The following is a 21,131-nucleotide window of genomic DNA, read 5'->3' as shown; positions in this document are numbered from 1 at the left end:
TTTCAGTAGAAAACTAATTGACTGTAGCTTCTTGTAAAATTGTGACGACAGCGGGGCGCACATAAGGCAATACACATTACGGCTATGTGTTTTGATCGATGAAGGGGTTTTTTGCTAGTGCTGGTTGTGCTAATCGATAGGGAGATGAGATTAAAATTAGTGAATGTGAAGTCAGTTCAATTTATGGCGACAAAGGGCGACACAATATTGCCTGCGGACGGTATCTGCGTTTCACTCGCTAGAACAGACAATCCCCGAATGAATGAAGAAGGTGTGATGCTAGTCCATGGCTGATCATCGCGACCCTCTTTATCGCAGGATGTTCGAGGCTCACCCCGATCCCATGTGGGTGTATGATCAAGAAACGATGGCGTTTCTGGCGGTCAATTCCGCCGCGATCGCGCATTATGGATATTCCCAGGAAGAATTTTTAGCGATGACGATCAAGGATATTCGTCCTAAGGACGATATCCCAAATCTGGAGCGTGTCGTACGTGGCCTAGACCCAGGCCTGCAACAGTCTGGTGTCTGGCGGCACGTTGTTGCAGATGGCGGCATGATATTTGTCGAGATCAATTCACATGCCATAGAAGGATTCGGCCGTCCGGCCCGAGTAGTCATTGCCCGGGATGTAACGGAGCAGAAGGATCTCGAGGCAGAACGTGCGCGAATATACGAGCGGCTCCGAAAAACAGAAGAACGCTACCGTGACGTTTTCGAGGAGGTTCCGATTTCAGTCTGGGTTGAAGACTGGTCGGACGCTAAAGCCATTGTCGACCGCTTGGTGGAAGAGGGTGTAACCGACCTTCGGGGTTACCTCATCGAACATCCGGAAGTTGTCTCGCAACTGATTGATGCGACAGAAGTGGTGGATATCAGCCGAGCGACACTTGGCCTTTTCAAGGCGGACAGCAAAGAAGCCGTCATCGATAACATGCGTAGTCACAAGATTTCCGAGTTTGAACGCCAGTATTTTCTCAAGGTTCTTCTGGCGCTTGCCGGGGGCGCTACATCCTTTCATCACGAAGGACGGGTCGAAGCATTCGATGGATCCCGGGCGTTGGTTGATTCAAGAGCGTTCCTGCCGCCCTCCGCACGCAAGGACTGGTCACGTCTCTTGACCTTGGTGATCGACGTTACCGATGAGCGCATGACACGCGAGAAGCTTCGGGAAAGCGAGGGGCGATATCGCAGAATCGTCGAGACATCACCGGACGTCGTTTGCAGGATCGACAGATCAGGTACTTTCCTGGAAGTGAGCGAACGCGCGACCAGCATGTGGGGTTACTCCCCGACCGATCTTATTGGCACCAGTTCAGTATTGCTGGTGCATCCAGAGGATAAGGACCGAACCTTTGAGGCAATAGCGAGCGCCATCGAAGACGGTGGTTTGGCCTCGCTGAGCAATCGGAATGTCACCAAGGACGGTGAGATCAAGAACATGCTGTGGTCGGCGCTCTGGTCCGATGAAGATCAGACATTGTTTTGCACCGGCCGGGATGTCACAGAGTGGGTGCGTGCGGAAGCACAGGTCAGCAGGTCACAGCGACTGGAGGCCGTCGGGCAACTTACTGGCGGCGTGGCGCACGACTTTAACAATCTGTTGCAAGCCATAAATGCCTCGCTTGATGCCATTGCAGACCCAAGCTGTGACAGCGCCGAACGTGAAGCGATGCTGGGCCAGGCTTTCAACGCGGTTTGGCGAGGTTCCGAGCTGACCCGCCAGCTGCTTGCGTTTTCAAGGCAGCAACCCCTGTCGCCAATGCCGGTGCAATTGATTACTTTTGTCGAATCATTGCTGCCGCTCATGCGCAGGACTTTAGGCGAACAGGTAGCCATCTCGTTTGAAAGTCATGTTCCCGAGGCGCAGATCTTCGTAGACCCCGCACAACTTGATAGCGCCATCATCAACCTTGCGCTCAATGCGCGTGATGCAATGCCTGGTGGAGGGCATCTTCGTTTTGCCGTCGATGAAGCCGAAATTGATCACGACGGTGATTCTGTCGAAGAAACAAACAATGACCTGACGCCCTTCGATATGCATGACCTAGCACCGGGATCCTATTTTGTCCTGGAAGTTTCGGATGATGGAGAAGGAATGGCCGAAGCGGTGCGGACGCGCATATTCGAGCCGTTTTTTACCACGAAAGAGGTCGGCAAAGGATCTGGCCTGGGGTTGTCGATGGTTTTCGGGTTTATGGCGCAGTCAAAGGGTAAGGTAAGCGTCTACAGTGAGATTGGTCGGGGAACGACTTTCCGCCTGTATTTCAGAAAGCATAGTGGGGCCATGGAGGCCACACCCAAGCGGGCGCGCCAAAGCTTAGAGCCTTCCTTGCGTGGCGCGAGAGTCCTCGTCGTCGAGGACAATGATGTTGTTCGACAGGCCGCGGTATTGCAGCTGAAGCGATTGGGCTACGTAGTCGTCGAAGCGGCCGACGGCCTAGGGGGACTTGAAATACTGAAGCGGGACAGCGCGTTCGATCTTTTGTTCAGCGATGTCGTGATGCCTGGGGGATTGGACGGCGTGGGGTTGGCCGATGAGGCGCTGAAGATCAATCCGAAGATGCGAATCCTCCTAACCTCGGGGTTTCCCCACTCGCAGATCGACAGTCATGGATACAGGCTTTTATCAAAGCCCTATCGGACAAACCAATTGCTGGAAGCCTTGGACCGCGTGATGGCCGAGTGATCACTATTCCCGGAAGGACCCAAACTTCCACATCACTTCAATTGCTGGCTATGAACTCCGGGGTTTTGAAGAAAGTCCGCGCGCCTCGCGGAATTCAAGCCACATCGCCCCTAGCAAGGAGACGCCACCGGTTGCGATCAGCCCACCGAGGACGAGCGGTATGTCTTGATCACTGAAAGCTTGCCAGAGCTTGGCAAGTACATTGGGAAGTTCACCTTGTTGCTCGGGCGTCCCCATGACGGCCGCCAAGACGTTGTAAGCGCGAAAACCCAAAAGCGCTAAAAATATAATGAACAGGATGTTGTTAATCGTGATTGCCGCACTGGCGATCAATCTGATCATGTTTCCCTCCCACCATCATCGGATGGAGTGTTACAGGACAGTTTATCGCTTGATAGTCACTTGGCAAAGATAAACCCCTTATGGGTTTAGGCGGCTTTATTTACGATCTATTCGGTATATGCTTACAAGATCGGGTCGATGCGTTGGGGAGGTATCCGGTGGAACGAAGTGACAGGCGGCTCAGGATGAGATTTGCCGCAAGCGTTGTCGTTGCCGGCTTGGTGGCGGGTTGCAACGCTGGCGGTATAAGGGTGAGTTCCCTTGATGCAGGCACGCAGACTGCAACTTATCATGGCGTGATGTTGGGGAACGTCAGTGAAATCTATAGACAAGCTCACGCTTATTGCTCTGCCTATGACAAAAGCGCCCAGATGGTTGAAGACGGCGTACCCGACGGTACGGTTACATTTGCTTGCCTCGACTGACCGGGCATGAGTTGCCGAACATCTGGTGCGGTGAAAGCGTAAACGCTGCTGCCCTTGTTGCCTTTGCTGCCCGGCCATCACTCGCGTAATATCGCTATAGCTCCCGCTTACGAGGGGAGCACTGCTCATCGGTGCAGGTCACCGAAGCGAAAGAGCAAGAGATCCCGCGGAAAGGAGGTTAACCATGTTTCCGCCTGACCATTCGTAGCCCCGCCAGGACCCCTTGGCGGGGCTTAGTTTTTTTGCCGAACCTTTCGGGGCGGTGGACCAACGAAGGGGCCAACAGAAGATCAAAGCCCCAAAGTGGAGATGACGGAGCTTGCAGTAAGATCTCGCTTGGTAAGGGCGTTTTTGTTCCACTGCTTGGCCGCATGGGTTTCCGCCTCTTGATGCAATGCCCGGACAAGGGCGCGGCCAATGGTCTCGCTGTTTTGTCGTGAAGGCGCCACCCATGTTCCCAAAGCCAGTTCCTCCAATCGTTTGGCGTTATCCAATTGGTCGAAACCTTGCGGCAGGCTTACGGAGGGTAGACCTTCGCCCAGGGTTTCCCGCAAGCTACCCATACCGCCGTGATGCACGACTGCCTTTACCCGTGGCAGGAGCCAAGGGGGCGGTAGGGTTGAAACTGAAATCAGGTTTGGCCCATGTTGTACGATAGGCTGATTGAATGGTCCGTGGTGAAGAATTGCCCGTTCACTGATCTCCTGACAAGCGCGGGCAACAAGGTCTAGCAAGTCTGGTCGTGCAACTGGGATCACGGATCCCAGCGCCACCAAAATTGGAGCAGGGCCCGATGCCAGGAAGCGCGTCAGTTGCGCCGGCAGCTCGCCAATCTTTTGTCGTGCCGCGTGTTGGAGATGGAGACAGCCAGGTTCCGCCTTTCGCAAAAGCGCGGCTGGGAAAAGTGCTAGCTGATGCCTTTCCTCTCGGTCCACGGCAAACATGCCACTGGTCTCCGGCGCCAGACCGCAGGACGCAGCCAGATTATTCAGCCTTGGCGTCAGTCTGGAGAAGTGCTGCACGATCGCACGCCTTGTTTCGATTCTATCGGTAATTTTTGGCCGGCTACCGGTCATCGCGCGACACCAGCGGCTGAACAATGGAAGGTCGCTTTTCTGGAAAAGCGACTGCGGGTAGAGATGGCAACGAATCGTCGCTGTTCCGGAGGCTTCGGCCGCTAGAGACGCCCCCGGCGTGATCCAACTGCAAAATGCGACATCGACTCCGCTTTTCTGAATAAACCGGCCTGCTTCATGGAACTGCGCCTCGCAGTAAGGGTCGATTACCTGGGACAGCAACCTTTCCCAACTCAGCGTGGGATTAAAGAGATGACGGACGGTATCGACCGTGACCTGCATTTCACGGGGACCGGGTGGCAGTGCGCAATACCCTGTGGCGGTTCCGTCAAAAATCACCCTTAGGTTTTCCGGCCCGGCCACAAACACCTCGTGCCCCGCGGTGGTGAGATCACGTGCAAAACCGGCAAAAGGCAGTACCTCGCCTAATGTACCCCAACAGCTTAGGAATATTCGCGGCACTGCTCCACTTCTCCTCGTCGCGTTTTATCGATGAATTCTGCGGCGCCGCTGAAGCGTTCTTGTGTCCGTCCAGCCGAATTTGGTTTAGCCTTTGGGCCCGTTCGCGTTGGGTCGCTATACCTGCTATAATTCCCGGGCATCGTGTGGGGAAATTTCGATGGTTGTGTTCCATTCAGGGGAATAATGATGAACTTTCTGCGGTTCTGGTCCGATCTCGATATGAAGAATAAGTATGGTCTTGCGGCGGTTGCGGCAATCGTTTTGGCTGTACTCGTAGGCTATTTGGTTGTTTGAGGAAAATCAGTAGCAACGTTTCCGGATAGAACCGGGTCGTCGGCCGAATGATCCGTCGGTTGAGGCGTAACAGTTAACACCGATACTCCCTCTGGGGCGTCGAAGCGGTGCCAGCAGCCTTGTGGCACGACCGTAACCATACCTGCCTTCATTTCGAAGATTTGTTGTTGGCCGTCTGCCAGGATGGTCAAACGCGTGCTGCCCGCGACGACTTGTACAAGTTCATCGCCAAGGCTATGCCGTTCCCAGGCACTGCGTCCTTCGAAGCTGCCTACGAAAACGCCGCCGTTCTTGCCGAACGTTGCTAGGGTTGCGAAGGAGGGGTCGGCATCCGAAGCCGTCGTCTGTGGGGTACGCCCTTTTAGAACCGGTAGCTCGTCCAATGCCTGTTTGACATGCACCGCTCTAATTTTCATACCTTCAGTCCTCCGCACCTCGTGGACCGTCAGCCTTCCATACGCCTGACAAGGCCGCAACCATCTTGATGAACGATCGACGTGAAATCCTCGCTTTATCCATCAGATAGGGCTTAAATTAAGATTGCGAATCATTCGCAATTAGGATAGCTATTGATCCCGTGACCGCTAGGAACAACGAACACAAGAAGGGAGCGTGTGTGGTGCCCAAGGGACTGCGTCGAGTTAACGATGAAAGCGATAGTTACGCCTTGCTAACCGAAAGAGAGCAATTGCTGCTGGATGTCCTCCGTCGCTGGTTGACCGGTTGGGAGACGAGGAATCCGCATTACTGGCGAGCGGCATGGGAGTTGCTCTGCCGGCAGGTTTCGGCATCGGCCGCGCGCCGAGTTCTTTCCGGTATGGAATCGTTCGTCAGGGCGATAGCGGTCGATGCCCGCCGTACCTTGGCGTTCAATAGACCGTGCTGCGGGCGGGTCACGAGCGACGAACGTCTGCTGATCGATATTATGCTGCGGCCCCGTAGCGCAGCGCTGCTGTCTGCGGTTTCCGGAATCGTGGAGGCCGGTGCGATGGATGAAACGCTGCGCTTGGGGGCCGAAATTGCGTCAGCCGTTTCAAGTGAGGTTGGAGAAGGTCTTGGAGGTGACTTGGGCGTTCCAAATTCCAGCAAGGGCTCGTCCTTGAATTTGACCCTACATTGATTGGACGGCGTATCAGAGCCTGGATTTACAGGGTCTTAGTCCTGTGAAATGCTGGTAGCGCTAAAGTATTCTTTCTGGGGAGAAGGGAGATGACAACCGATCTGATTATGTTGGCTCTGGTGGCTGGGCTAACGGCGCTTTTATGGCTTCCCTACATTCTAGCCCACATTGTTAACGTCGGACTGCTGCCAGCCTTGACCTATACAGCAGATGGAACACCGCTTCCTGATTGGGCGGCACGGGCCAAAAAAGCCCACTACAATGCCATTGAGAACTTGGCGCCCTTTGCCACCTTGGTTCTAATCGCGCATGTCAGTGGAACGGCGGATGAAACCACGGCGGCGGCCTCGGTGGTGTATTTCCTGGCTCGGCTGGCCCATTACCCGGCCTATGTGTCGAACATCCCCTTTACCCGCACGATAAGCTTTGCGGTTGGTTGCGTGGCATTGTTGGTCATATTCCTGCAGGTCGTTTTCTGAGCCGCCAAAGCGCGTGCAGACCGACGGCTGAGAGAATCACGGCGCCTCCGATGAAGGTCGCGGTCGGGGGCGTTTCGCCAATGCCCCACCAAACCCAAAAGGGGCCGAGCACGGTTTCGAGCAATAGCAACAGAGCAACCTCCGGTGCGGGTATGCTGCGCGGCCCCAGCGTGATAAGGCCAAACGCAACCGGCAGGACAAACATTCCCAATACCAGGATCATTCCTAACTGAGTGCCGTTTACGGCAAAGGGTGAAGCAAAGGGTAACGCCACCATGGCGGCGAGGAATCCGCCCAGCGCTGTCGCCGGAATCATGTTGAGGTCCGGGCGCATGCGGATTAGGACGAAAGTCCCAGCCAACAGCAGGGCGGTCATCAGCGCAAAGAAATCGCCTAGCAATGTGCCGTCGCCCAGTCCGCCGCCAACCACGATGACGACACCTGCAATGCCGGCGAGAATGGCGCACCAAGTTGGGGTGGCGACACGTTCGTGGAGAAAGATTATGGACAGCAGCGCAGCCAGGAGCGTGTCTGCGGATATTATCACCAAGGTGTTGGCCACGGACGTCAGGTGCAATGCTAAGATGAAGCAGAAGGCATTCGCTGCATAAAAGAGCGCAACAGCCAGGCCGTAGCGGCCCAGAGCCCTGAATTCGGCTAGAACACGGCCCTTTCGGTGAATGATGAAGACAGTCATCAGGGTGCCGGACATCAGGAAACCACGCCAGACCACCATGGAGAAGGGATCTATGTCGATGAGGCGGATCAGCAACGCATCGGGGGTTAGGATGAGAACGCCGAAAAGGGTCAGCGCAAACCCCTTCGCATGTGTTGTCTGTAAATTTTTCTGATCCAACGATTGTCACCCTTCATGGGTCGTTAGCGCTTGGCCGCAACACCACGCGCTGGACCAAGCCCACTGGAAATTGTAGCCGCCTAGCCAGCCGGTTACGTCCAATGCCTCGCCAATGAAATAGAGCCCTGGCACCTTGCGTGTCTCGAAGGTTTTTGAAGAGAGCTCCCTGCAGTCGATGCCGCCGGCTGTAACTTCGGCTTTTGCGTAACCTTCGCTTCCGGTGGGTTGGACGGGCCAGTTCTTGAGGCGCGCGCCAAGGCTTTCCAAACTACGGTCCGGCAGGTTTGCAAGGCTGCCTTCGGGCAGATGACGCAGCGCGATCGTTTGAGCGAGGCGATTTGGGAAAATCTCGGATAATACACTACGGGCTTCGCTTTTTGGCCGTTCCTGCTTGCGTGCTTTCAAGTAGGCCGCCGCATCGATGTCTGGCAGCAGATCAAGGTGAATTTCATTGCCGGGCTGCCAATAAGATGAGATCTGGAGAATCGCAGGTCCAGATAGGCCGCGATGGGTGAACAGCATGGCCTCACGAAATTTGGCTTTCCCGAACCGAGCCACGCAGTCCAGCGACAGTCCCGCCAGTGACCCGGGATCTTCTAACCCAATGCCTGCGCTCTCAACTGTCAAAGGCACTAAAGCCGGGCGCGGCGGCACGAGGGAAACACCAAATTGTTCCGCCAAACGATAAGCAAAACCGGTTGCTCCCATTTTGGGGATCGAGGGGCCACCGGTCGCAACAACCAGCGCCGGCGCTGCGGCGAGACTTCCATTCACGACGACATGAAAATCATCGGGCTTGGATATTTCCTGCACGTCTTGGTTCAAGCGCAGGGTCACGCCACCTTTGGCGCAACCCGCCAGCAATAGATCGACGATTTGACGTGCCGAGCCGTCACAAAACAACTGACCAAGAGTTTTCTCGTGGTAGGCAATGCCATGCTGTTCGACCAAAGCTATGAAGTCTTGTTGTCGGTAGCGGCTAAGTGCGGATTTGCAGAAATGCGGATTACCCGAAAGAAAACGTTCCGGGCGAACATCCAAATTCGTGAAGTTGCAGCGACCGCCACCGGAAATCAGGATCTTCTTGCCAACCTGGTTCGCGCGTTCCAGTAGCAACACGCGTCGGCCGCGCTGAGCCGCGGTCATGGCGCACATCAACCCAGCCGCGCCCGCTCCAAGTACGATGGCATCGAATCGCTCCATAGTGGCCTTCATGCACTCTGCCGGTGGGTCGCTGCAAGGACGAAGAACAAAAGTGCTGCCAAGGCCATGATCGCCGTAGCGAACAATAGGCTATCGTATCCTCCGAAAGTCCAGATGATGGCACCTAGCCAAGGTGCAAATGCGAAGCTTGCGGTCACCGGCATTGCAAGGACACCGTACACGGTACCGAAGTGCGCGCGACCGAGATATTCCGCCGTAACAACGGGTCGGAGTATACTCATAACGCCGATACTGGCACCTTGAAAAAGAACAAATAGAGGTAACAGCAGCAGGCTCCAATGGGCTGCAAAAAGGGCGGCGGACGCCAAAACCATCGACGCAAACGCTGTGGTGCAAATCGCCCGCGTCGAAACTCGCTTTTCCACCATGACCATGACCACGCGCCCGGCGACCTGCAGTGGACCGATGAATGATATAGCGACAACCGCGATCTCCAGCGATACGCCGCGTTCATCCAGCATTGGCAAGAAGTGGGTGATCATCATTCCGTGGTTCAGGTAGATGAGAGAGAAAGCAGTTGCAAGAAACCAGAAAACCGGATTGCGGAAGGCTTTGCTGCGGGCCATCCGTCGCCCGGCCTTTTGGCTATCGGGTGTCTCTGTTTCGGTTGCCTCGGAATTTGTGTTTCCGGGCCTAGTGCCTAGCCAGAACAGCGGGGCCGCAACCAAGAGGAGCAACACAGCGAAGGTCAGTGCGCTGACGCGCCAGCCAAATGGCTCGGCGAGAATATTCGAGAGCGAGAACGACAAAGTCCCGGCGAAACCCGCGACTAGAGCAACCAAGGTAATGGCCTGGCGCGCGCCGCCGCCATAGGTCCGGGTCAGGAAACTAAAGCAAGGGTCGTAAAGAGACCCGCCCATCATGAGCCCGATCAAGAGCCAAAGGCCGTAAAACTGCAACGGCGTCGAAACCAAAGTCAGGCTGGCGACAAGTAGGCTGCCGAAGGCGGCGCAACCGACCAACAGGGTGCGTCCGTGTCCCCTATCTATCAAACTTCCGGCGTAAGGTGTTGCCAAGGCAGAGACCACCAGGGCCAGGGTCATTGCGATGGTGATATCGGTCTTGGCCCAGCCAAAGTCCTGTTCCCAGCGGGGGAGCAGGGCTGGAAAAAGATAATAGAACCCCGCCCAGACAATCGTCTCGGCAAAGGCCAACTGCCAAATGGCTTTTTGCCCGAATTTCCGGGGCCGGAAGCGAAAATGCGGGGCAGGGGTGACAGGCATAGCGGCGGCGGCGCAATCAACGCTTCAGATGCACGGGCGCTCCGTGAGGCGTGCTGAGATAAGCATCGGTCCAGGCTTGCTTGAGATCGCTCAGTTGCTCGGGCGTGGCCAGGTTCCGATCCAGCAGCATCGTTTCCAACGCGGTCAGCCAGACGTCGTAATAGGCCGATCCGTCTTTCGGAGCCCCGGCAGCAGAAGCCCGGGCAAGTTCTTCACTAAAAGTTGCGGCCCATTCGGGCCAGGTGAAATGCCCCTGCTCCGAAAGCCTGACGGCGAGTGCGAAAACCTGCGCATGCCAGGGTTCGACAAAGACTGGCATATCTGACGAGGAAGGCACGTCAGGCAAGGATGGCACGTCAGACGAGGTTAGGCTCTCAGGCCGGCTCAAGATAGCTCTCCCATGCGTCCAGGGTCACCGAATCCTTGGCGCTCGCATGCCGACCCCACAGCTCCGTGGCATTGAAAGTAACGGCGTAAAGATGCTGCGGCGCTTCGCCAAGCCCTTTGGCGTTGCTGTCCGGGAACACATGGGCGCCATGATGAAGCGTAATGACGCCCTGTCTTCCTCTTGCATAGCGCGGCAGCCGTGTATGGCCGTCCGGGTTGTCTCTTGCGGTCCTGACTGAATCGCCAATTTTGAAACGGGGGGCTGTGTCGATTTCCCTAAGCACCGGGCCACCGCGGGCTAGCACCGCCGCGACCTTGTCGGCGGTCAACGGCGGTTGAGCGGTCGTCGCACCGCCATCGGGTTTGCCGCTTTGCAGCTCGCTGACTGTTACCAAGCCTCGATCCACCATCAGGTCCGCAAGCGCTGCAATCCAGCGCTCGTAGTAGGTTAGGTTCAGGTATTCCTGCGGTGCCAGACGCTCTCGGGCATGCCGCGAAGCGTCGATGTTCCAACGCCCCCATGCACCCATCGCGACGGTAATCGCCATGGCTTTTGCTTCCCACTCACTGTGGAAAACCGGTTCATTCTCCTCAATGGGGATGGCGCCGAAGCCCTGCATTCCGCCCATGTCATGGATGTTGTTCATGGTTGCTCGCTTCCTGAATCAGCGGACAATAGCTCCGTACCGATCATGGAGTTACGGGTGACGAGTTCGGCCAACTGTTCCTCGTTCAGACCGTCGGTACCCTCCGGGCGTTGGGGGATCACGAGATAACGGACCTCGGCCGTTGAATCCCAGACCTTCACTGCGGCTGTTTCCGGCAAGGTAACACCAAACTCACTAAGCACACCGCGCGGATCGATCACGGCGCGTGAACGGTAAGCTTCGGACTTGTACCAGACGGGCGGAATTCCCAAGACCGACCAGGGGTAACAGGAACAGAGCGTGCAGACGACCATGTTGTGTAGCGCTGCGCTGTTCTCCACGGCCACCATATGCTCGCCCTGGCGGCCGGTGAAGCCTAGGCTGGCGATGGCGGCGGTTGCATCCCTCAGCAACCAAGCCTTGAAGTCTGGATCGCACCAGGCTTTTGCCACTACCTTGGCGCCGTTTCTTGGCCCGATCTTGTGCTCGTAAGTCTCTATCAAGGCGTCAAGCGCCGCCGGGTCCACAAGCCCCTTGTCGACGAGCAGCGTTTCCAGCGCCTTCACTCTTAACGCCGGGTCCGAGGGCAAATGGGAATGAGGCGCATCATGCTCGTCGTGCCCATGCCCATGCCCGTGCCCGTGTCCGCTGTGGCTATGCTCCCGCTCTTTGTGGTCGTCCATAAAAGACCTCTTTGTCTCAAGGTTTGCCGAAAAGCCTAATCCCAAATTGCCGCGCTGTCAGCGGCGGCGATCCTTTATAAGGAGCGGTAAAGAATGTACCCGCCCAGTAGCAGCAGGGCCCAGAACAGGATTTTGCGGAAGTGGGTTTCGGACAAGCGCTTACGGAGCTTTTGTCCGCCGACCATGCCAACGAGTGCAGGAACGACACTCCACAAGGATTGCAAGCCCAGCTCCTGCGTCATCAATCCATGACCGCCGAGTGAGCCGGCCAAGGCAAGAGTCGATACCAGAAACAGCATGCCCATGGCCTGGACCAAAATGTCGCGCGGCAAGCCGAGCGCCTGCAAGTATAGAACACCTGGAAATATGAAGGACCCGGTCAAGCCGGTAAGAATGCCGTTGATACAACCGACCAGCGGTGACAACCAACCCTCCGCCCCGCCGGGCCTTGGTGCCTGTAAGCCCATGAGGCTCGTGGCGGAATAGAGGATGACGATCAAGGCCAGCAGCGCCGAGAGGATCGCCTCATCGCTGACCGCAAGCACACTGACGCCCAGCCAGGTCGTTAACACGACGGCCAGAAACAAAGGCCAAAGTCGCTTAAGCACTTCCCGCAGCGCTCCTCCTGCCACAGCTTGCCAGAGGTTGGTTATGAAAGAGGGGAGAAGTACGACAGCCATTGCGGTCGGCAAGCCCAGCGTCGCTGTCAAGGCAGCGATGGAAACGGTAGGCAAACCAAGGCCAACGACCCCTTTGACAAGCCCAGCGAGCAGGAAGATCACGGTAATGATGAGAAAATTCTCAAATTCCATTGTTGGCCCTACCGAACATTGGGTTTCCGAATCCTTGATCCCAACCACTATGGGCGATGGAGCATTTGCAAAACAGGTGCCTTTGTTGCAATGCTCCTTTGCAAGGGGCGCTGCCGGAAGTTGAGATTTTGATTCCTTATTCATCGACCCTTTGCCGGACGGTGAATGAAACGTTGCTTTCGAACAGGAGCGAAGACATGACGGAACTGGCGCGGCGGGCTTGGGTGCCGCAAGCCTGTGAGGACTACATTGCCGATATCGCTAGCCAAACGGCTGCGGAGCAAAGCGACGCACTGGCAGCGCGACTGGATAGCTTGATCGTGGAGAACAGGCGTATCCATGAAGCCGAGTGCATCAATCTAAATCCGGCAACGAACGTGATGAATCCAAGAGCCGAAGCTGTGCTGGCGGAGGGACTCGGCTCACGCCCATCTTTAGGCTATCCGGGCGACAAGTATGAAATGGGCTTGGAGGCTATCGAAAAGATCGAGGTGATAGCCGCAGCACTTGCGGCCGAGATTTTTCAGGCACCTTACGCCGAAATTCGTGTGCCTTCCGGCGCACTTGGCAATCTCTATGCTTTCATGGCGACCACAAAACCCGGTGATAGCATCATCGTCCCGCCGCCCGCTATTGGTGGGCACGTGACTCACCAAAAGGCCGGTGCGGCTGGTTTGTACGGGCTGGACATTCACAATGCCCCCGTCGATGCGGATGGCTACAGCTTGGATATCGCGGCGCTGAGGGTCCAAGCGCTGGCGCTGCGGCCCAAGCTGATTACCATAGGCGCTAGCCTCAACCTTTTCCCGCATCCGGTCGCCAAGGTGCGGGCTATTGCCGATGAAGTCGGGGCTTACGTGCTTTTCGATGCGGCACATCTCTGTGGGATGATCGCCGGAGGCGCTTGGCCGAACCCTCTGCACCAAGGCGCCCACTTGATGACCATGAGCACATACAAAAGCCTTGGTGGTCCAGCCGGCGGCCTAATTGTGTCCAACGACGCTGAACTGGCTCAACGCCTGGATGCGATTGCTTTCCCCGGTCTTACCGCGAATTTCGATGCGGCCAAGTCTGCCGCGCTGGCATTCACGCTCTTGGACTGGCGTGACCATGGAAAAGCTTACTCGTCCGCCATGCGCGACATGGCTCAAGCCCTTGCGCAATCCTGCCTTGCAGAGGGTTTGCCGGTATTTGCAGCCAAGAAAGGGGCGACGGAATCGCATCAGTTTGCGTTGGAGGCAGCGTCCTTCGGTGGCGGTCAGGCGGCGGCAAAACACTTGCGGCGGGCCAACTTCCTGACCTGCGGTATAGGATTGCCCCTGGCGCCGGTTCCTGGCGACATGAATGGCCTGCGATTCGGAACGCCGGAAGTGGTTCGTTGGGGCATGACGCCAAAGGACGCCCCGGAACTGGCGAAACTTCTGGCGGCGGCGTTGCGCAGTGATCACCCCGAAGTGCTGGCCGAGCAAACTATGGCGTTCCGTAGGCGTTTTTCCAGCCTGCACTACATTCGTTGAGGAAAGAGCGTTTCAATATGCCGCCAAGTCAGGAGAACCGGATTGCGTAAGAAGGACCCAATTCTTAGGAAAAAATCTGTGGAACGCTTGTCCGCGGTCTTTGGCGTGCTGGCGATTCTCTTTCCACCTGTTCGCTTGGTCCAGGACTCGGGGATGGTTCCGGAAGCACCTGTTACCTATGCATTCCTGTTCGAGATTCCGGCTAATCACCGTGTGGATTTTGGCTTGGTCGCGGTCGAACTCCTGGCAATCGGTGTTGCAGGTTACTTCATCTGGCGGTTCCGAACGCGAGATTGAGTGCGTTAGTGGCCCGATAAATTCTATCGGATTGGCTCTTTTCCCAGGGCCCCGCGAAGGGGCAAGTTGCACAGCAGTGCAGCATGGAGACGGTAATGCCACGAAATGAACTGGGTCAGGAGATCGGAGAGGCCCTGTCGGGTTGGAAGCCCAGAGCCGCGCCGCCCGGCGAGGCCACTATGGACGGCCGATTCTGCAAACTGGAACGCCTGTCCGCGGGCCGTCACGCCGCCGGGCTCTATGATGCGTTTTGTGAGGACAAGGAAAACCGTATTTGGACCTACCTTCCTTACGGACCGTTCGCGAGCTTATCCGAGTTTCGCGCCTGGATTGAAAGTGACGCATCGGGCGAGGACCCATTATTCCATACGATTATAGACGCGGCCGACGGCAAGCCAATCGGGGTTGCCAGTTACCTGAGAATCACCCCGGCGGTCGGTGTCATAGAGGTTGGGCACATCAACTTCTCACCCCGTTTGCAGCGCCGCGCCGCGGCGACTGAGGCCATGTACCTTATGATGGCCCGCGTTTTCGATGAGCTGGGTTACCGCCGATACGAGTGGAAATGTGATTCACTGAATAAGGGCTCAAGGCGTGCGGCCGAGCGTTTGGGCTTCCGGTTCGAGGGTGTTTTCAGGCAGGCAACGATCTACAAGCAGCGAAACCGAGACACGGCTTGGTACGCTATCCTCGACAGCGAATGGCCCCGCCTGAAACGGGGTTTCGAGAGCTGGCTGTCGCCCGGAAATTTTAACGCCGATGGGCAGCAGAAGCGTTCCTTGTCGGACTGTTTCCCGGCAGAGGCTTGATCCTACCAGGTAGCGGTGCTTCCCTTGCGGTTGATCCTTTAGATTTAGGCGGGGGGGGGGTAAGATGGGTGGTTACGCGGTCTGGCTCGACCTTTTAGGGGTAGCAGTCTTCGCTTTGACCGGAGCGTTGGTTGCCTCTCGGCAGCAAATGGACCTGATCGGCTTTGGCTTGATGGCGAGTGTTACCGGCGTTGGCGGCGGTACGCTACGTGACCTCCTTCTCGAGCGTTCGGTGTTTTGGGTCGACGATCCCCGCTATATCCTTGTTTGTCTGACCGTCGCACTCCTCGTTTACTTTGTTGCACCCGCAATTCAGCGCCGGTATGTGGTCGTGCTTTGGGCCGATGCCGTTGGTATTTCGACCTATGCCGTCATGGGCGCGCACTTGGCCTTGAAGGCAGGGGCGGCGGCACCTGTTGCGCTGGTTATGGGGGTGATGACGGCAACTTTCGGCGGTCTGTTGCGCGACGTCATCTGTAACGAAAAGCCCTTGATCTTGAAGTCTGAAGTCTACGCGAGCGCAGCCGCCATAGGCGCCTTGGTTCACATCCTTTTGGTGGAGCTGGGGACGAGCGTCACTATTGCCGCGATGCTCGGATTCTTGATGGCTTTCGCCATTCGGGCAGGGGGCATTGTTTACGGACTGTCGTTGCCGGGTTTCAAACCGCGTCCGCCACGTCCAGGCAGCGGCTGAAGAAATTAACGCCCGAAGGGAATCGTGTAGCTGAGAAACAGCGTATCGACGCCGGGATTATCGTCGCCGAAAACATTGCCATGGGACATGTGATACATACCCAATCCCACGCGCGAATCGTTCTCCAGCTTATATTGAGCGTCGATGGCGAAGCGCAGGACCACGTTCGATCCCAGGTCCTTGCCGTCTCCCTCTGCATAGACCGCCGGTGCCAAGCTGGGAGACAACACGAGATCATCGCCCAGGAAAACATCGAAGCGCCCGCCCGCATACGCCATCACGGAGCCGTCGGTCGTGACACCGACACCCAGCAATGGTTGCAGCTTCCAAATCGAAACTCCGGGCCGGAATTCGAGATGGGCCTCGCCAGCTTCGTCCACAGTGTCAATCGCGTCGTACCAGCCACCGCCCAACGTTGCATAATTCCCATCGTCCCGTTCCTGGTCGGCGATGAGTCCATAAAGCGCGATCGCCGACGCGGCGATACCCATGCCCCATACTTGCTGGGCTCGGGCTTGCGCCTGGGATGCCACTCCCGACGCCAAGACAGCGGATATGGCTAATGCAGTCCAGAATGTTTTTCTCATGTTTCGTGCCCCCCGTGTTTTAAGATCAAAACAACGTAACGCAGCGAAGTGGTGGAATCCAACCTCTAGATACAGCTTCAGTTTCGCAGAGGGCTCCCACCGACAGGCTCTTGCGGGTCATCAAAGAGGATGTGCGTACCTTCATGGCCCGCGCGGCCGCGCGGGTCCACGTCTTCCAGGAAGATATCGAAAGCCAGCGTGATCCTTTCCTGGTCACCCTTGTGGATCGAGGTTTCATGAAAGATGCCGCTGGGAAAGATCGTGAGCATGCCGGGGCGATTCTTGATCGCTATGCTGGTCTTCGGGTCCAATGAGCCTGCGTAGACATAGGGCGGGTAATAGATTGTCGCAGAGTCCTGGGAGGTGACACAGTAGTTGCCCGATAAATAGCTGAAGGGCGACTGATCATGGGAGTGAGGAGAAAGCCGCTCACCAGAGCGCACGACGTTCGCCCAACCCTGAATGTAGCAGCGGGTGCGCGGTGCGTGGGTTTCCTTCAGAAGCTTAATGTAAGCGTTCTTGACGAACTTTTGGAACCGCCGCATGCAGGGTTCTTGCCAAGTAAAGATATTGAAACCATGCCAGCGCGACGTCAGCCCATCATCAATTCCCGAAATGGGAATGGGTTCTATATCGTTGCGCAATTGCTGTTCTTTCGACAAGACAACGCTTCTAATCTTGCGATTCACCGCTGGATCGGAAAGTTCCTCGATAAAAAGAGGCACTGTCCAATTCGGGGCGAAAGGCGTGCGCGGAGGGGGGGATCTCCATGTGCGCAGTGGCATTCCTGAACGAACTCCAGCGGTAAGTGGTGTTCTTCAGAATGTAGAACATTCGTTACAAAAGGAATGCCCGCGCTGATCACGTTTGTGTAATATTACGTGAATTTAACGTTACCGAGGAAAGCAAGGCGTCAGTTGCTCAGGGCTTGGTCACCGCGGGACAGTCACGATCCTGCTTCGGCTTGGCATTCGGATCGGGGGGCGTTTCCTGGCACGCGAGATTGACTTTGCTGTCGTTGCTGGCGGGCCCGGCTGCCGGTTCAATCGCCAGCACGTCCCTCAGCGACTGATCGCTCGCCGTCTGGAATCGGTCAATCGTTTCGTACGTGCCGACTGAAATGGCCAGCGCCAATCCGGCGATCGAAAAATACACGGTGCGAAGCATCTGTCGCTGCTTCGAAAAGGCTCTCCTAAGGGTCGTTCGCGGTCTATTAAGACGCTTATCGTACATCGACCTAGTAACCTTCATAGACAGACATTCATAGAATCATAGGCGAATTTGATCAAAAACGCACCATAAATAGTGTTAAAAATATCAAAAGCATCAAGATATTGTGACTAGTTGTTAAAGTCGGTGATTACAGTAATGCCGGAACCTTTAAAATCGTCCATTTCTGAGAGTGCCTTGCCGGCTTGAGCGAGTGAGATGCGGTTTGTGACAAGGCGTCCCGGAGAGACTCGTCCGGCGGTAACCATATCAAGGAGGCTTGGGAATCGGTGTGCGGCCATGCCGCGGGTCCCCAGGAGCGTTAGCTGGCGTGAGTAAACGAGATCTAGCAATGCCAGGGTCGGGCGGGCGTGTTGATCAGTTGGCATGCCAATCTGCACATGGCGGCCCAGCCGACGCAAACCGTACAGCGAGTTGTTGAACGTCTCGGTGACACCCAAGGCATCAACGGAGACGTGACCGCCGCCACCGGTCATATCCCTCACACTTTCGCCGACGGAATCAGCCGTTCGCGCATTCAAGAGAAGAGTAGCGCCAAGGTCCTGCGCCAGAGCGAGTTTGGCATCGTCGATATCGACCGCCAAGACGGAGGCTCCCATCGCCGCCCCGATCATCACCGCCGATAGACCGATACCGCCGCACCCGTGGACGACCAGCCATTCGCCCGGTTTCAAGGTTGCGCGTTCGACCAGACCACGATAGGCGGTTGTGAAGCGGCAGCCCATGGCAGCGGCTTCGTCGAAGCTCATGGTTTCCGGCAGCGTCACGAGATTGAAATCGGCATGGGGAACGGCGGCCAACTGAGCGAAAGCGCCCCATCCAGAAAAACCAAGAACGAATTGGTCAGCACAGATCGTCGGGTCGCCAGCCCGGCAAACCGGACACTGGCCGCATGCCAGGATAAAGGGGGCCGTCACCCGATCGCCGAGACTGAAGTTCCGGCACTCAGGGCCGACTTCGACAATGCGTCCGGCAAACTCATGCCCTGGCACATGCGGTGCTTGGACGTCCGGATCGGCGCCGGTCCAGCCATGCCAATCAGACCGACAGACGCCGCAGGCTTCCACCGAAACAACGACTCCGTCTAGCGGGCAGTCCGGATCAGGGACGGTCTGAACGTGAAGCGGCCCACGAAACGCCTCGAACAATGCAGCCTTCACGTCTCAGCCTCCTGGAGGATTTTTTAGCCATCACTGCGCAAGCTTCGATCATTCACTCTTGCTTGTCGAGCGAGAGTGGCCTCGGGTGCAGGATGGGGGGAATTAAGCATCGACCCCGATTGTTTGGGCTGTTAGGGTTTGCCTCTTCCTAGCAACTCTAACTTCAAAATGACGGAGGATCGCTATGGCGACCAACGCCGAAATTGCTGCGCGCTTGCTACGCCACGCCGCTGAGTTTTTCAACTCGGTAGGTGAACAAAACCCAGGGCTGCAGGAGCAGCTTGGAGAAGAGGCGCGAATCTTCGCAGCCGTTGCCGACGTGGTCGAACAAGACCCAACCGGTTCGTCGTTCGGAGCCTCCGGTGGGGGCGAAGCAGACGAGGCCTGATTAATGTAGTCGCCGTTCTAGCGCGGCAATGTGCTACTCAGATAGCGTGCATTGAGCGGCCTGCGGGTGGCCTCCCTGAATCTCATCTTTCAGGTTGATCACGGCAACTCTTGCTGCCCCTCCATTTTTTGGCCATTCGATCGCGAAGACGCCGCCGGGCAGCTCAAGCGCCGCCCGGTAGGTGGTTTCGGTTTTCTCGGTCGGTGCGATCTGCCCGAAGACACCCAGACTGCCTTCGATATAGGTCGTGCCGTCGGCATAGGTCATGCTGAAAGGCTGCCCTACGCGACCGGTCCAGGTGCAATCGTAGTGCGCTAGTTCCGCCAGCGCTGGTTGCACGATGGCAGGCAGAAGCAGTGAGCCTGCAATCAGACTGCGCTTAAACAAAACCGACAGGGCGCCTCGATTACCGAAGACTGCTTTGTTCTTTCTGGATCCAACGGGCATGGCTTTTCCTCGCTTAGGTTAATTCCGGCAAGCTTCCGCAAACCCAAACCTACCGGCCGGTGGTCGGCCGTGCCACCGGTGGCTTGGCCTTATCTTAGGGACATGCTACCAGCATCATGCGGCATTTGTGATCGAAAGGAATATCCGCATGCAAGCTGGAAATGCAGCCCTGACACGTGGCGATCGCGTTCCAAATTTCCTTTTACCGGGGCTGGATGACAAGCTCTGGGTCTTCTACGACAAGGTCCGCGGCAAGCGAAACCTTCTGGTGCTGCACCCGGCAGGCGAGGGGACGGCTGTCGAGGTGATCGAAGGAATAGAGGCAGCCCTGCCGGCACTGACAAAGGCGGACATCGATCCATTTCTGCTACTCGTGGGAGCGGAGGCCACCATCCGGGCGGATATCTCAAAGCTCTCCAGACAGCCGTCATTCATGGTGTTTCAAGATCTAGAGAGGAAGGTCTATCCCGCGTTGGCCGGAGCCTTCGGGCGCGGCCCAGACCAGGCCCTGGCTCTGCTCCTGGATGAAAATCAACGGGTCTTGGAAGACCTTGGGGCACCGGATGCGCAGGTTCCGGCAAAGGCGTTGGCCAGCAGCGAGAAGCATCCCAGGCTTGGACCAACGGGAACGCTTAACAGTGTTGCCCCTGTCTTGATCGTCCCCAACGTGCTTGATGACGCTACCTGCAACGCCTTAATTGAGCGTTGGCACAAGCTGGGGCATGTCGAAGGGCTTGCGCAAAGCCGTGATGCGCAGGGGCGTGCAAAAGTGCTGGTGGCGCATGAAACGAAAAAGCGGCGGGATCACAGGATCACAGACGCAGCGGTAGCGCGGGATCTTTCGCAGTTGATCGGGCGCAGAATTGCGCCGGAATTGAGCAAGAGCTTCGGGCTTGAAGGCTTTGCTTTCGATCACTTCGTCGTGACTTGCTACGCTGCCGAGCGCGGCGACTACTTTCGACCGCACCGCGACAATACGACAAAGGAAACGCAGGACCGGTTGTTCGCGATGACTTTGAATCTCAACACGGATGACTATGAAGGGGGCGGTCTGCATTTTCCGGAGTACGGACCTACCCACTATGCGCCGCCGCGCGGTGGGGCGATTTTGTTCCCCTGTTCGTTGATACACGAGGCGACGCCTGTCACCAAAGGGCATCGGTTCACGTTGTTGAGTTTTCTGCGTCGCCCTCAAAAATCTGCGAACCTGAGCCCAATCGGTATCTGGGGTGCCGGACGCACTAAATCGACCCCAGGATAGGCTGTCGAAGTTTTCATGCAGT

At 56.7% G+C, this 21,131-nt stretch carries 25 protein-coding genes; 10 read left to right on the top strand and 15 right to left on the bottom strand.

Going from position 1 to position 21,131, the window contains the following annotated elements:
* Positions 1–286 precede the first annotated feature (286 nt).
* Positions 287–2,689, top strand: a complete 2,403-nt coding sequence (locus FHR98_RS06205; protein WP_183415792.1) for a PAS domain S-box protein — start codon at positions 287–289, stop codon at positions 2,687–2,689.
* A gap of 48 nt (positions 2,690–2,737) precedes the next feature.
* Here FHR98_RS06205 and FHR98_RS06200 read toward each other — a convergent pair whose 3' ends face one another.
* Positions 2,738–3,031: a hypothetical protein gene (locus FHR98_RS06200; RefSeq protein WP_183415791.1), complete on the bottom strand. Its 294-nt coding sequence runs from the start codon at positions 3,029–3,031 to the stop codon at positions 2,738–2,740.
* Positions 3,032–3,216: 185 nt separating this feature from the next.
* Between FHR98_RS06200 and FHR98_RS06195 the strand changes: the two genes are divergently transcribed.
* Positions 3,217–3,456 carry a hypothetical protein gene (locus FHR98_RS06195; protein ID WP_183415790.1) on the top strand — a complete coding sequence of 80 codons (240 nt, stop codon included), beginning with the start codon at positions 3,217–3,219 and terminating at the stop codon, positions 3,454–3,456.
* A gap of 290 nt (positions 3,457–3,746) precedes the next feature.
* Here the strand turns inward: FHR98_RS06195 and FHR98_RS16785 are convergent, their stop codons facing one another.
* Together FHR98_RS16785 and FHR98_RS06185 are read right to left on the bottom strand one after the other, a co-directional pair.
* On the bottom strand, positions 3,747–4,994 hold the full coding sequence (locus FHR98_RS16785; RefSeq protein WP_183415789.1) for a glycosyltransferase: 1,248 nt from the start codon (positions 4,992–4,994) through the stop codon (positions 3,747–3,749).
* Between the two features lie 278 nt (positions 4,995–5,272).
* On the bottom strand, positions 5,273–5,704 hold the full coding sequence (locus FHR98_RS06185) for a cupin domain-containing protein (protein ID WP_183415788.1): 432 nt from the start codon (positions 5,702–5,704) through the stop codon (positions 5,273–5,275).
* Positions 5,705–5,865: 161 nt separating this feature from the next.
* Between FHR98_RS06185 and FHR98_RS06180 the strand changes: the two genes are divergently transcribed.
* Both FHR98_RS06180 and FHR98_RS06175 read left to right on the top strand, forming a co-directional pair.
* Positions 5,866–6,408, top strand: a complete 543-nt coding sequence (locus FHR98_RS06180) for a hypothetical protein (RefSeq protein ID WP_183415787.1) — start codon at positions 5,866–5,868, stop codon at positions 6,406–6,408.
* An 89-nt stretch (positions 6,409–6,497) separates the two neighbouring features.
* Complete coding sequence (locus FHR98_RS06175; protein ID WP_183415786.1) at positions 6,498–6,887, top strand: MAPEG family protein; 390 nt, start codon at positions 6,498–6,500, stop codon at positions 6,885–6,887.
* On the opposite strand, the gene FHR98_RS06170 is transcribed toward FHR98_RS06175, so the two are convergent.
* From FHR98_RS06170 to FHR98_RS06140, 7 genes are all read right to left on the bottom strand, one after another.
* On the bottom strand, positions 6,862–7,743 hold the full coding sequence (locus tag FHR98_RS06170; protein WP_183415785.1) for a DMT family transporter: 882 nt from the start codon (positions 7,741–7,743) through the stop codon (positions 6,862–6,864). The genes FHR98_RS06175 and FHR98_RS06170 overlap by 26 nt on opposite strands.
* Positions 7,744–7,749: 6 nt before the next feature.
* Positions 7,750–8,958: a BaiN/RdsA family NAD(P)/FAD-dependent oxidoreductase gene (locus FHR98_RS06165; RefSeq protein WP_183415784.1), complete on the bottom strand. Its 1,209-nt coding sequence runs from the start codon at positions 8,956–8,958 to the stop codon at positions 7,750–7,752.
* Positions 8,955–10,190: an MFS transporter gene (locus tag FHR98_RS06160; RefSeq protein WP_183415783.1), complete on the bottom strand. Its 1,236-nt coding sequence runs from the start codon at positions 10,188–10,190 to the stop codon at positions 8,955–8,957. Before FHR98_RS06160 ends, FHR98_RS06165 begins: the two co-directional genes overlap by 4 nt.
* Positions 10,191–10,206: 16 nt before the next feature.
* Positions 10,207–10,578, bottom strand: coding sequence for a nitrile hydratase accessory protein (locus tag FHR98_RS06155; RefSeq protein ID WP_221205760.1), 372 nt, complete (start codon positions 10,576–10,578; stop codon positions 10,207–10,209).
* A complete protein-coding gene (gene nthB, locus FHR98_RS06150) occupies positions 10,565–11,224 on the bottom strand; it encodes a nitrile hydratase subunit beta (protein ID WP_183415782.1) in 660 nt (219 codons plus the stop codon). The genes FHR98_RS06155 and nthB overlap by 14 nt, the downstream gene beginning before the upstream one ends.
* The gene (nthA, locus tag FHR98_RS06145; protein ID WP_183415781.1) at positions 11,221–11,907 is read right to left on the bottom strand and encodes a nitrile hydratase subunit alpha; all 687 of its coding nucleotides are present in this window, start codon (positions 11,905–11,907) and stop codon (positions 11,221–11,223) included. Before nthA ends, nthB begins: the two co-directional genes overlap by 4 nt.
* Positions 11,908–11,981: 74 nt before the next feature.
* A complete protein-coding gene (locus FHR98_RS06140; RefSeq protein WP_183415780.1) occupies positions 11,982–12,719 on the bottom strand; it encodes a sulfite exporter TauE/SafE family protein in 738 nt (245 codons plus the stop codon).
* Positions 12,720–12,916: 197 nt separating this feature from the next.
* Between FHR98_RS06140 and glyA the strand changes: the two genes are divergently transcribed.
* The 4 genes from glyA to FHR98_RS06120 all read left to right on the top strand — a co-directional run bounded on the left by glyA (position 12,917) and on the right by FHR98_RS06120 (position 16,036).
* Positions 12,917–14,236 carry a serine hydroxymethyltransferase gene (gene glyA / locus FHR98_RS06135; RefSeq protein WP_183415779.1) on the top strand — a complete coding sequence of 440 codons (1,320 nt, stop codon included), beginning with the start codon at positions 12,917–12,919 and terminating at the stop codon, positions 14,234–14,236.
* A 78-nt stretch (positions 14,237–14,314) separates the two neighbouring features.
* On the top strand, positions 14,315–14,533 hold the full coding sequence (locus tag FHR98_RS06130) for a hypothetical protein (RefSeq protein WP_183415778.1): 219 nt from the start codon (positions 14,315–14,317) through the stop codon (positions 14,531–14,533).
* A gap of 95 nt (positions 14,534–14,628) precedes the next feature.
* Positions 14,629–15,342 carry a GNAT family N-acetyltransferase gene (locus tag FHR98_RS06125; protein WP_183415777.1) on the top strand — a complete coding sequence of 238 codons (714 nt, stop codon included), beginning with the start codon at positions 14,629–14,631 and terminating at the stop codon, positions 15,340–15,342.
* 64 nt (positions 15,343–15,406) lie between these two features.
* Positions 15,407–16,036 (top strand): trimeric intracellular cation channel family protein, encoded by a 630-nt coding sequence (locus FHR98_RS06120; protein ID WP_183415776.1) that lies wholly within the window; start codon positions 15,407–15,409, stop codon positions 16,034–16,036.
* Positions 16,037–16,041: 5 nt separating this feature from the next.
* On the opposite strand, the gene FHR98_RS06115 is transcribed toward FHR98_RS06120, so the two are convergent.
* The 4 genes from FHR98_RS06115 to FHR98_RS06100 form a co-directional block, all read right to left on the bottom strand.
* A complete protein-coding gene (locus tag FHR98_RS06115; RefSeq protein ID WP_183415775.1) occupies positions 16,042–16,623 on the bottom strand; it encodes an acyloxyacyl hydrolase in 582 nt (193 codons plus the stop codon).
* A 77-nt stretch (positions 16,624–16,700) separates the two neighbouring features.
* Positions 16,701–17,285: a putative 2OG-Fe(II) oxygenase gene (locus tag FHR98_RS06110; protein ID WP_183415774.1), complete on the bottom strand. Its 585-nt coding sequence runs from the start codon at positions 17,283–17,285 to the stop codon at positions 16,701–16,703.
* A gap of 259 nt (positions 17,286–17,544) precedes the next feature.
* Positions 17,545–17,790, bottom strand: a complete 246-nt coding sequence (locus FHR98_RS06105) for a hypothetical protein (protein WP_183415773.1) — start codon at positions 17,788–17,790, stop codon at positions 17,545–17,547.
* A gap of 173 nt (positions 17,791–17,963) precedes the next feature.
* Positions 17,964–19,013 carry a zinc-dependent alcohol dehydrogenase family protein gene (locus tag FHR98_RS06100; RefSeq protein WP_183415772.1) on the bottom strand — a complete coding sequence of 350 codons (1,050 nt, stop codon included), beginning with the start codon at positions 19,011–19,013 and terminating at the stop codon, positions 17,964–17,966.
* A 184-nt stretch (positions 19,014–19,197) separates the two neighbouring features.
* Between FHR98_RS06100 and FHR98_RS06095 the strand changes: the two genes are divergently transcribed.
* A complete protein-coding gene (locus tag FHR98_RS06095) occupies positions 19,198–19,401 on the top strand; it encodes a hypothetical protein (RefSeq protein WP_183415771.1) in 204 nt (67 codons plus the stop codon).
* Between the two features lie 33 nt (positions 19,402–19,434).
* Here the strand turns inward: FHR98_RS06095 and FHR98_RS06090 are convergent, their stop codons facing one another.
* A complete protein-coding gene (locus FHR98_RS06090; RefSeq protein WP_183415770.1) occupies positions 19,435–19,848 on the bottom strand; it encodes a hypothetical protein in 414 nt (137 codons plus the stop codon).
* Positions 19,849–19,996: 148 nt separating this feature from the next.
* Between FHR98_RS06090 and FHR98_RS06085 the strand changes: the two genes are divergently transcribed.
* Entirely contained in the window at positions 19,997–21,109 is a 1,113-nt protein-coding gene (locus FHR98_RS06085) for a 2OG-Fe(II) oxygenase (protein WP_183415769.1), read from the top strand.
* The last annotated feature ends 22 nt before the right edge of the window (positions 21,110–21,131 follow it).

Origin of the sequence: Limibacillus halophilus, from assembly GCF_014191775.1 — a bacterium.
Taxonomy (GTDB): domain Bacteria; phylum Pseudomonadota; class Alphaproteobacteria; order Kiloniellales; family CECT-8803; genus Limibacillus; species Limibacillus halophilus.
Note: the sequence above shows the minus strand (reverse complement) of the source record. Positions and strands in the feature narration are given on the sequence as shown.

Bases quoted from the DNA above. Each gene is read 5' to 3' on its own strand.
- FHR98_RS06205 (WP_183415792.1), top strand. From the start codon at position 287: ATGGCTGATCATCGCGACCCTCTTTATCGCAGGATGTTCGAGGCTCAC.
- FHR98_RS06200 (WP_183415791.1), bottom strand. From the start codon at position 3,031: ATGATCAGATTGATCGCCAGTGCGGCAATCACGATTAACAACATCCTG.
- FHR98_RS06195 (WP_183415790.1), top strand. From the start codon at position 3,217: ATGAGATTTGCCGCAAGCGTTGTCGTTGCCGGCTTGGTGGCGGGTTGC.
- FHR98_RS06185 (WP_183415788.1), bottom strand. From the start codon at position 5,704: ATGAAAATTAGAGCGGTGCATGTCAAACAGGCATTGGACGAGCTACCG.
- FHR98_RS06175 (WP_183415786.1), top strand. From the start codon at position 6,498: ATGACAACCGATCTGATTATGTTGGCTCTGGTGGCTGGGCTAACGGCG.
- FHR98_RS06165 (WP_183415784.1), bottom strand. From the start codon at position 8,958: ATGAAGGCCACTATGGAGCGATTCGATGCCATCGTACTTGGAGCGGGC.
- FHR98_RS06160 (WP_183415783.1), bottom strand. From the start codon at position 10,190: ATGCCTGTCACCCCTGCCCCGCATTTTCGCTTCCGGCCCCGGAAATTC.
- nthB (WP_183415782.1), bottom strand. From the start codon at position 11,224: ATGAACAACATCCATGACATGGGCGGAATGCAGGGCTTCGGCGCCATC.
- nthA (WP_183415781.1), bottom strand. From the start codon at position 11,907: ATGGACGACCACAAAGAGCGGGAGCATAGCCACAGCGGACACGGGCAC.
- FHR98_RS06140 (WP_183415780.1), bottom strand. From the start codon at position 12,719: ATGGAATTTGAGAATTTTCTCATCATTACCGTGATCTTCCTGCTCGCT.
- glyA (WP_183415779.1), top strand. From the start codon at position 12,917: ATGACGGAACTGGCGCGGCGGGCTTGGGTGCCGCAAGCCTGTGAGGAC.
- FHR98_RS06125 (WP_183415777.1), top strand. From the start codon at position 14,629: ATGCCACGAAATGAACTGGGTCAGGAGATCGGAGAGGCCCTGTCGGGT.
- FHR98_RS06120 (WP_183415776.1), top strand. From the start codon at position 15,407: ATGGGTGGTTACGCGGTCTGGCTCGACCTTTTAGGGGTAGCAGTCTTC.
- FHR98_RS06115 (WP_183415775.1), bottom strand. From the start codon at position 16,623: ATGAGAAAAACATTCTGGACTGCATTAGCCATATCCGCTGTCTTGGCG.
- FHR98_RS06105 (WP_183415773.1), bottom strand. From the start codon at position 17,790: ATGCTTCGCACCGTGTATTTTTCGATCGCCGGATTGGCGCTGGCCATT.
- FHR98_RS06095 (WP_183415771.1), top strand. From the start codon at position 19,198: ATGGCGACCAACGCCGAAATTGCTGCGCGCTTGCTACGCCACGCCGCT.
- FHR98_RS06090 (WP_183415770.1), bottom strand. From the start codon at position 19,848: ATGCCCGTTGGATCCAGAAAGAACAAAGCAGTCTTCGGTAATCGAGGC.
- FHR98_RS06085 (WP_183415769.1), top strand. From the start codon at position 19,997: ATGCAAGCTGGAAATGCAGCCCTGACACGTGGCGATCGCGTTCCAAAT.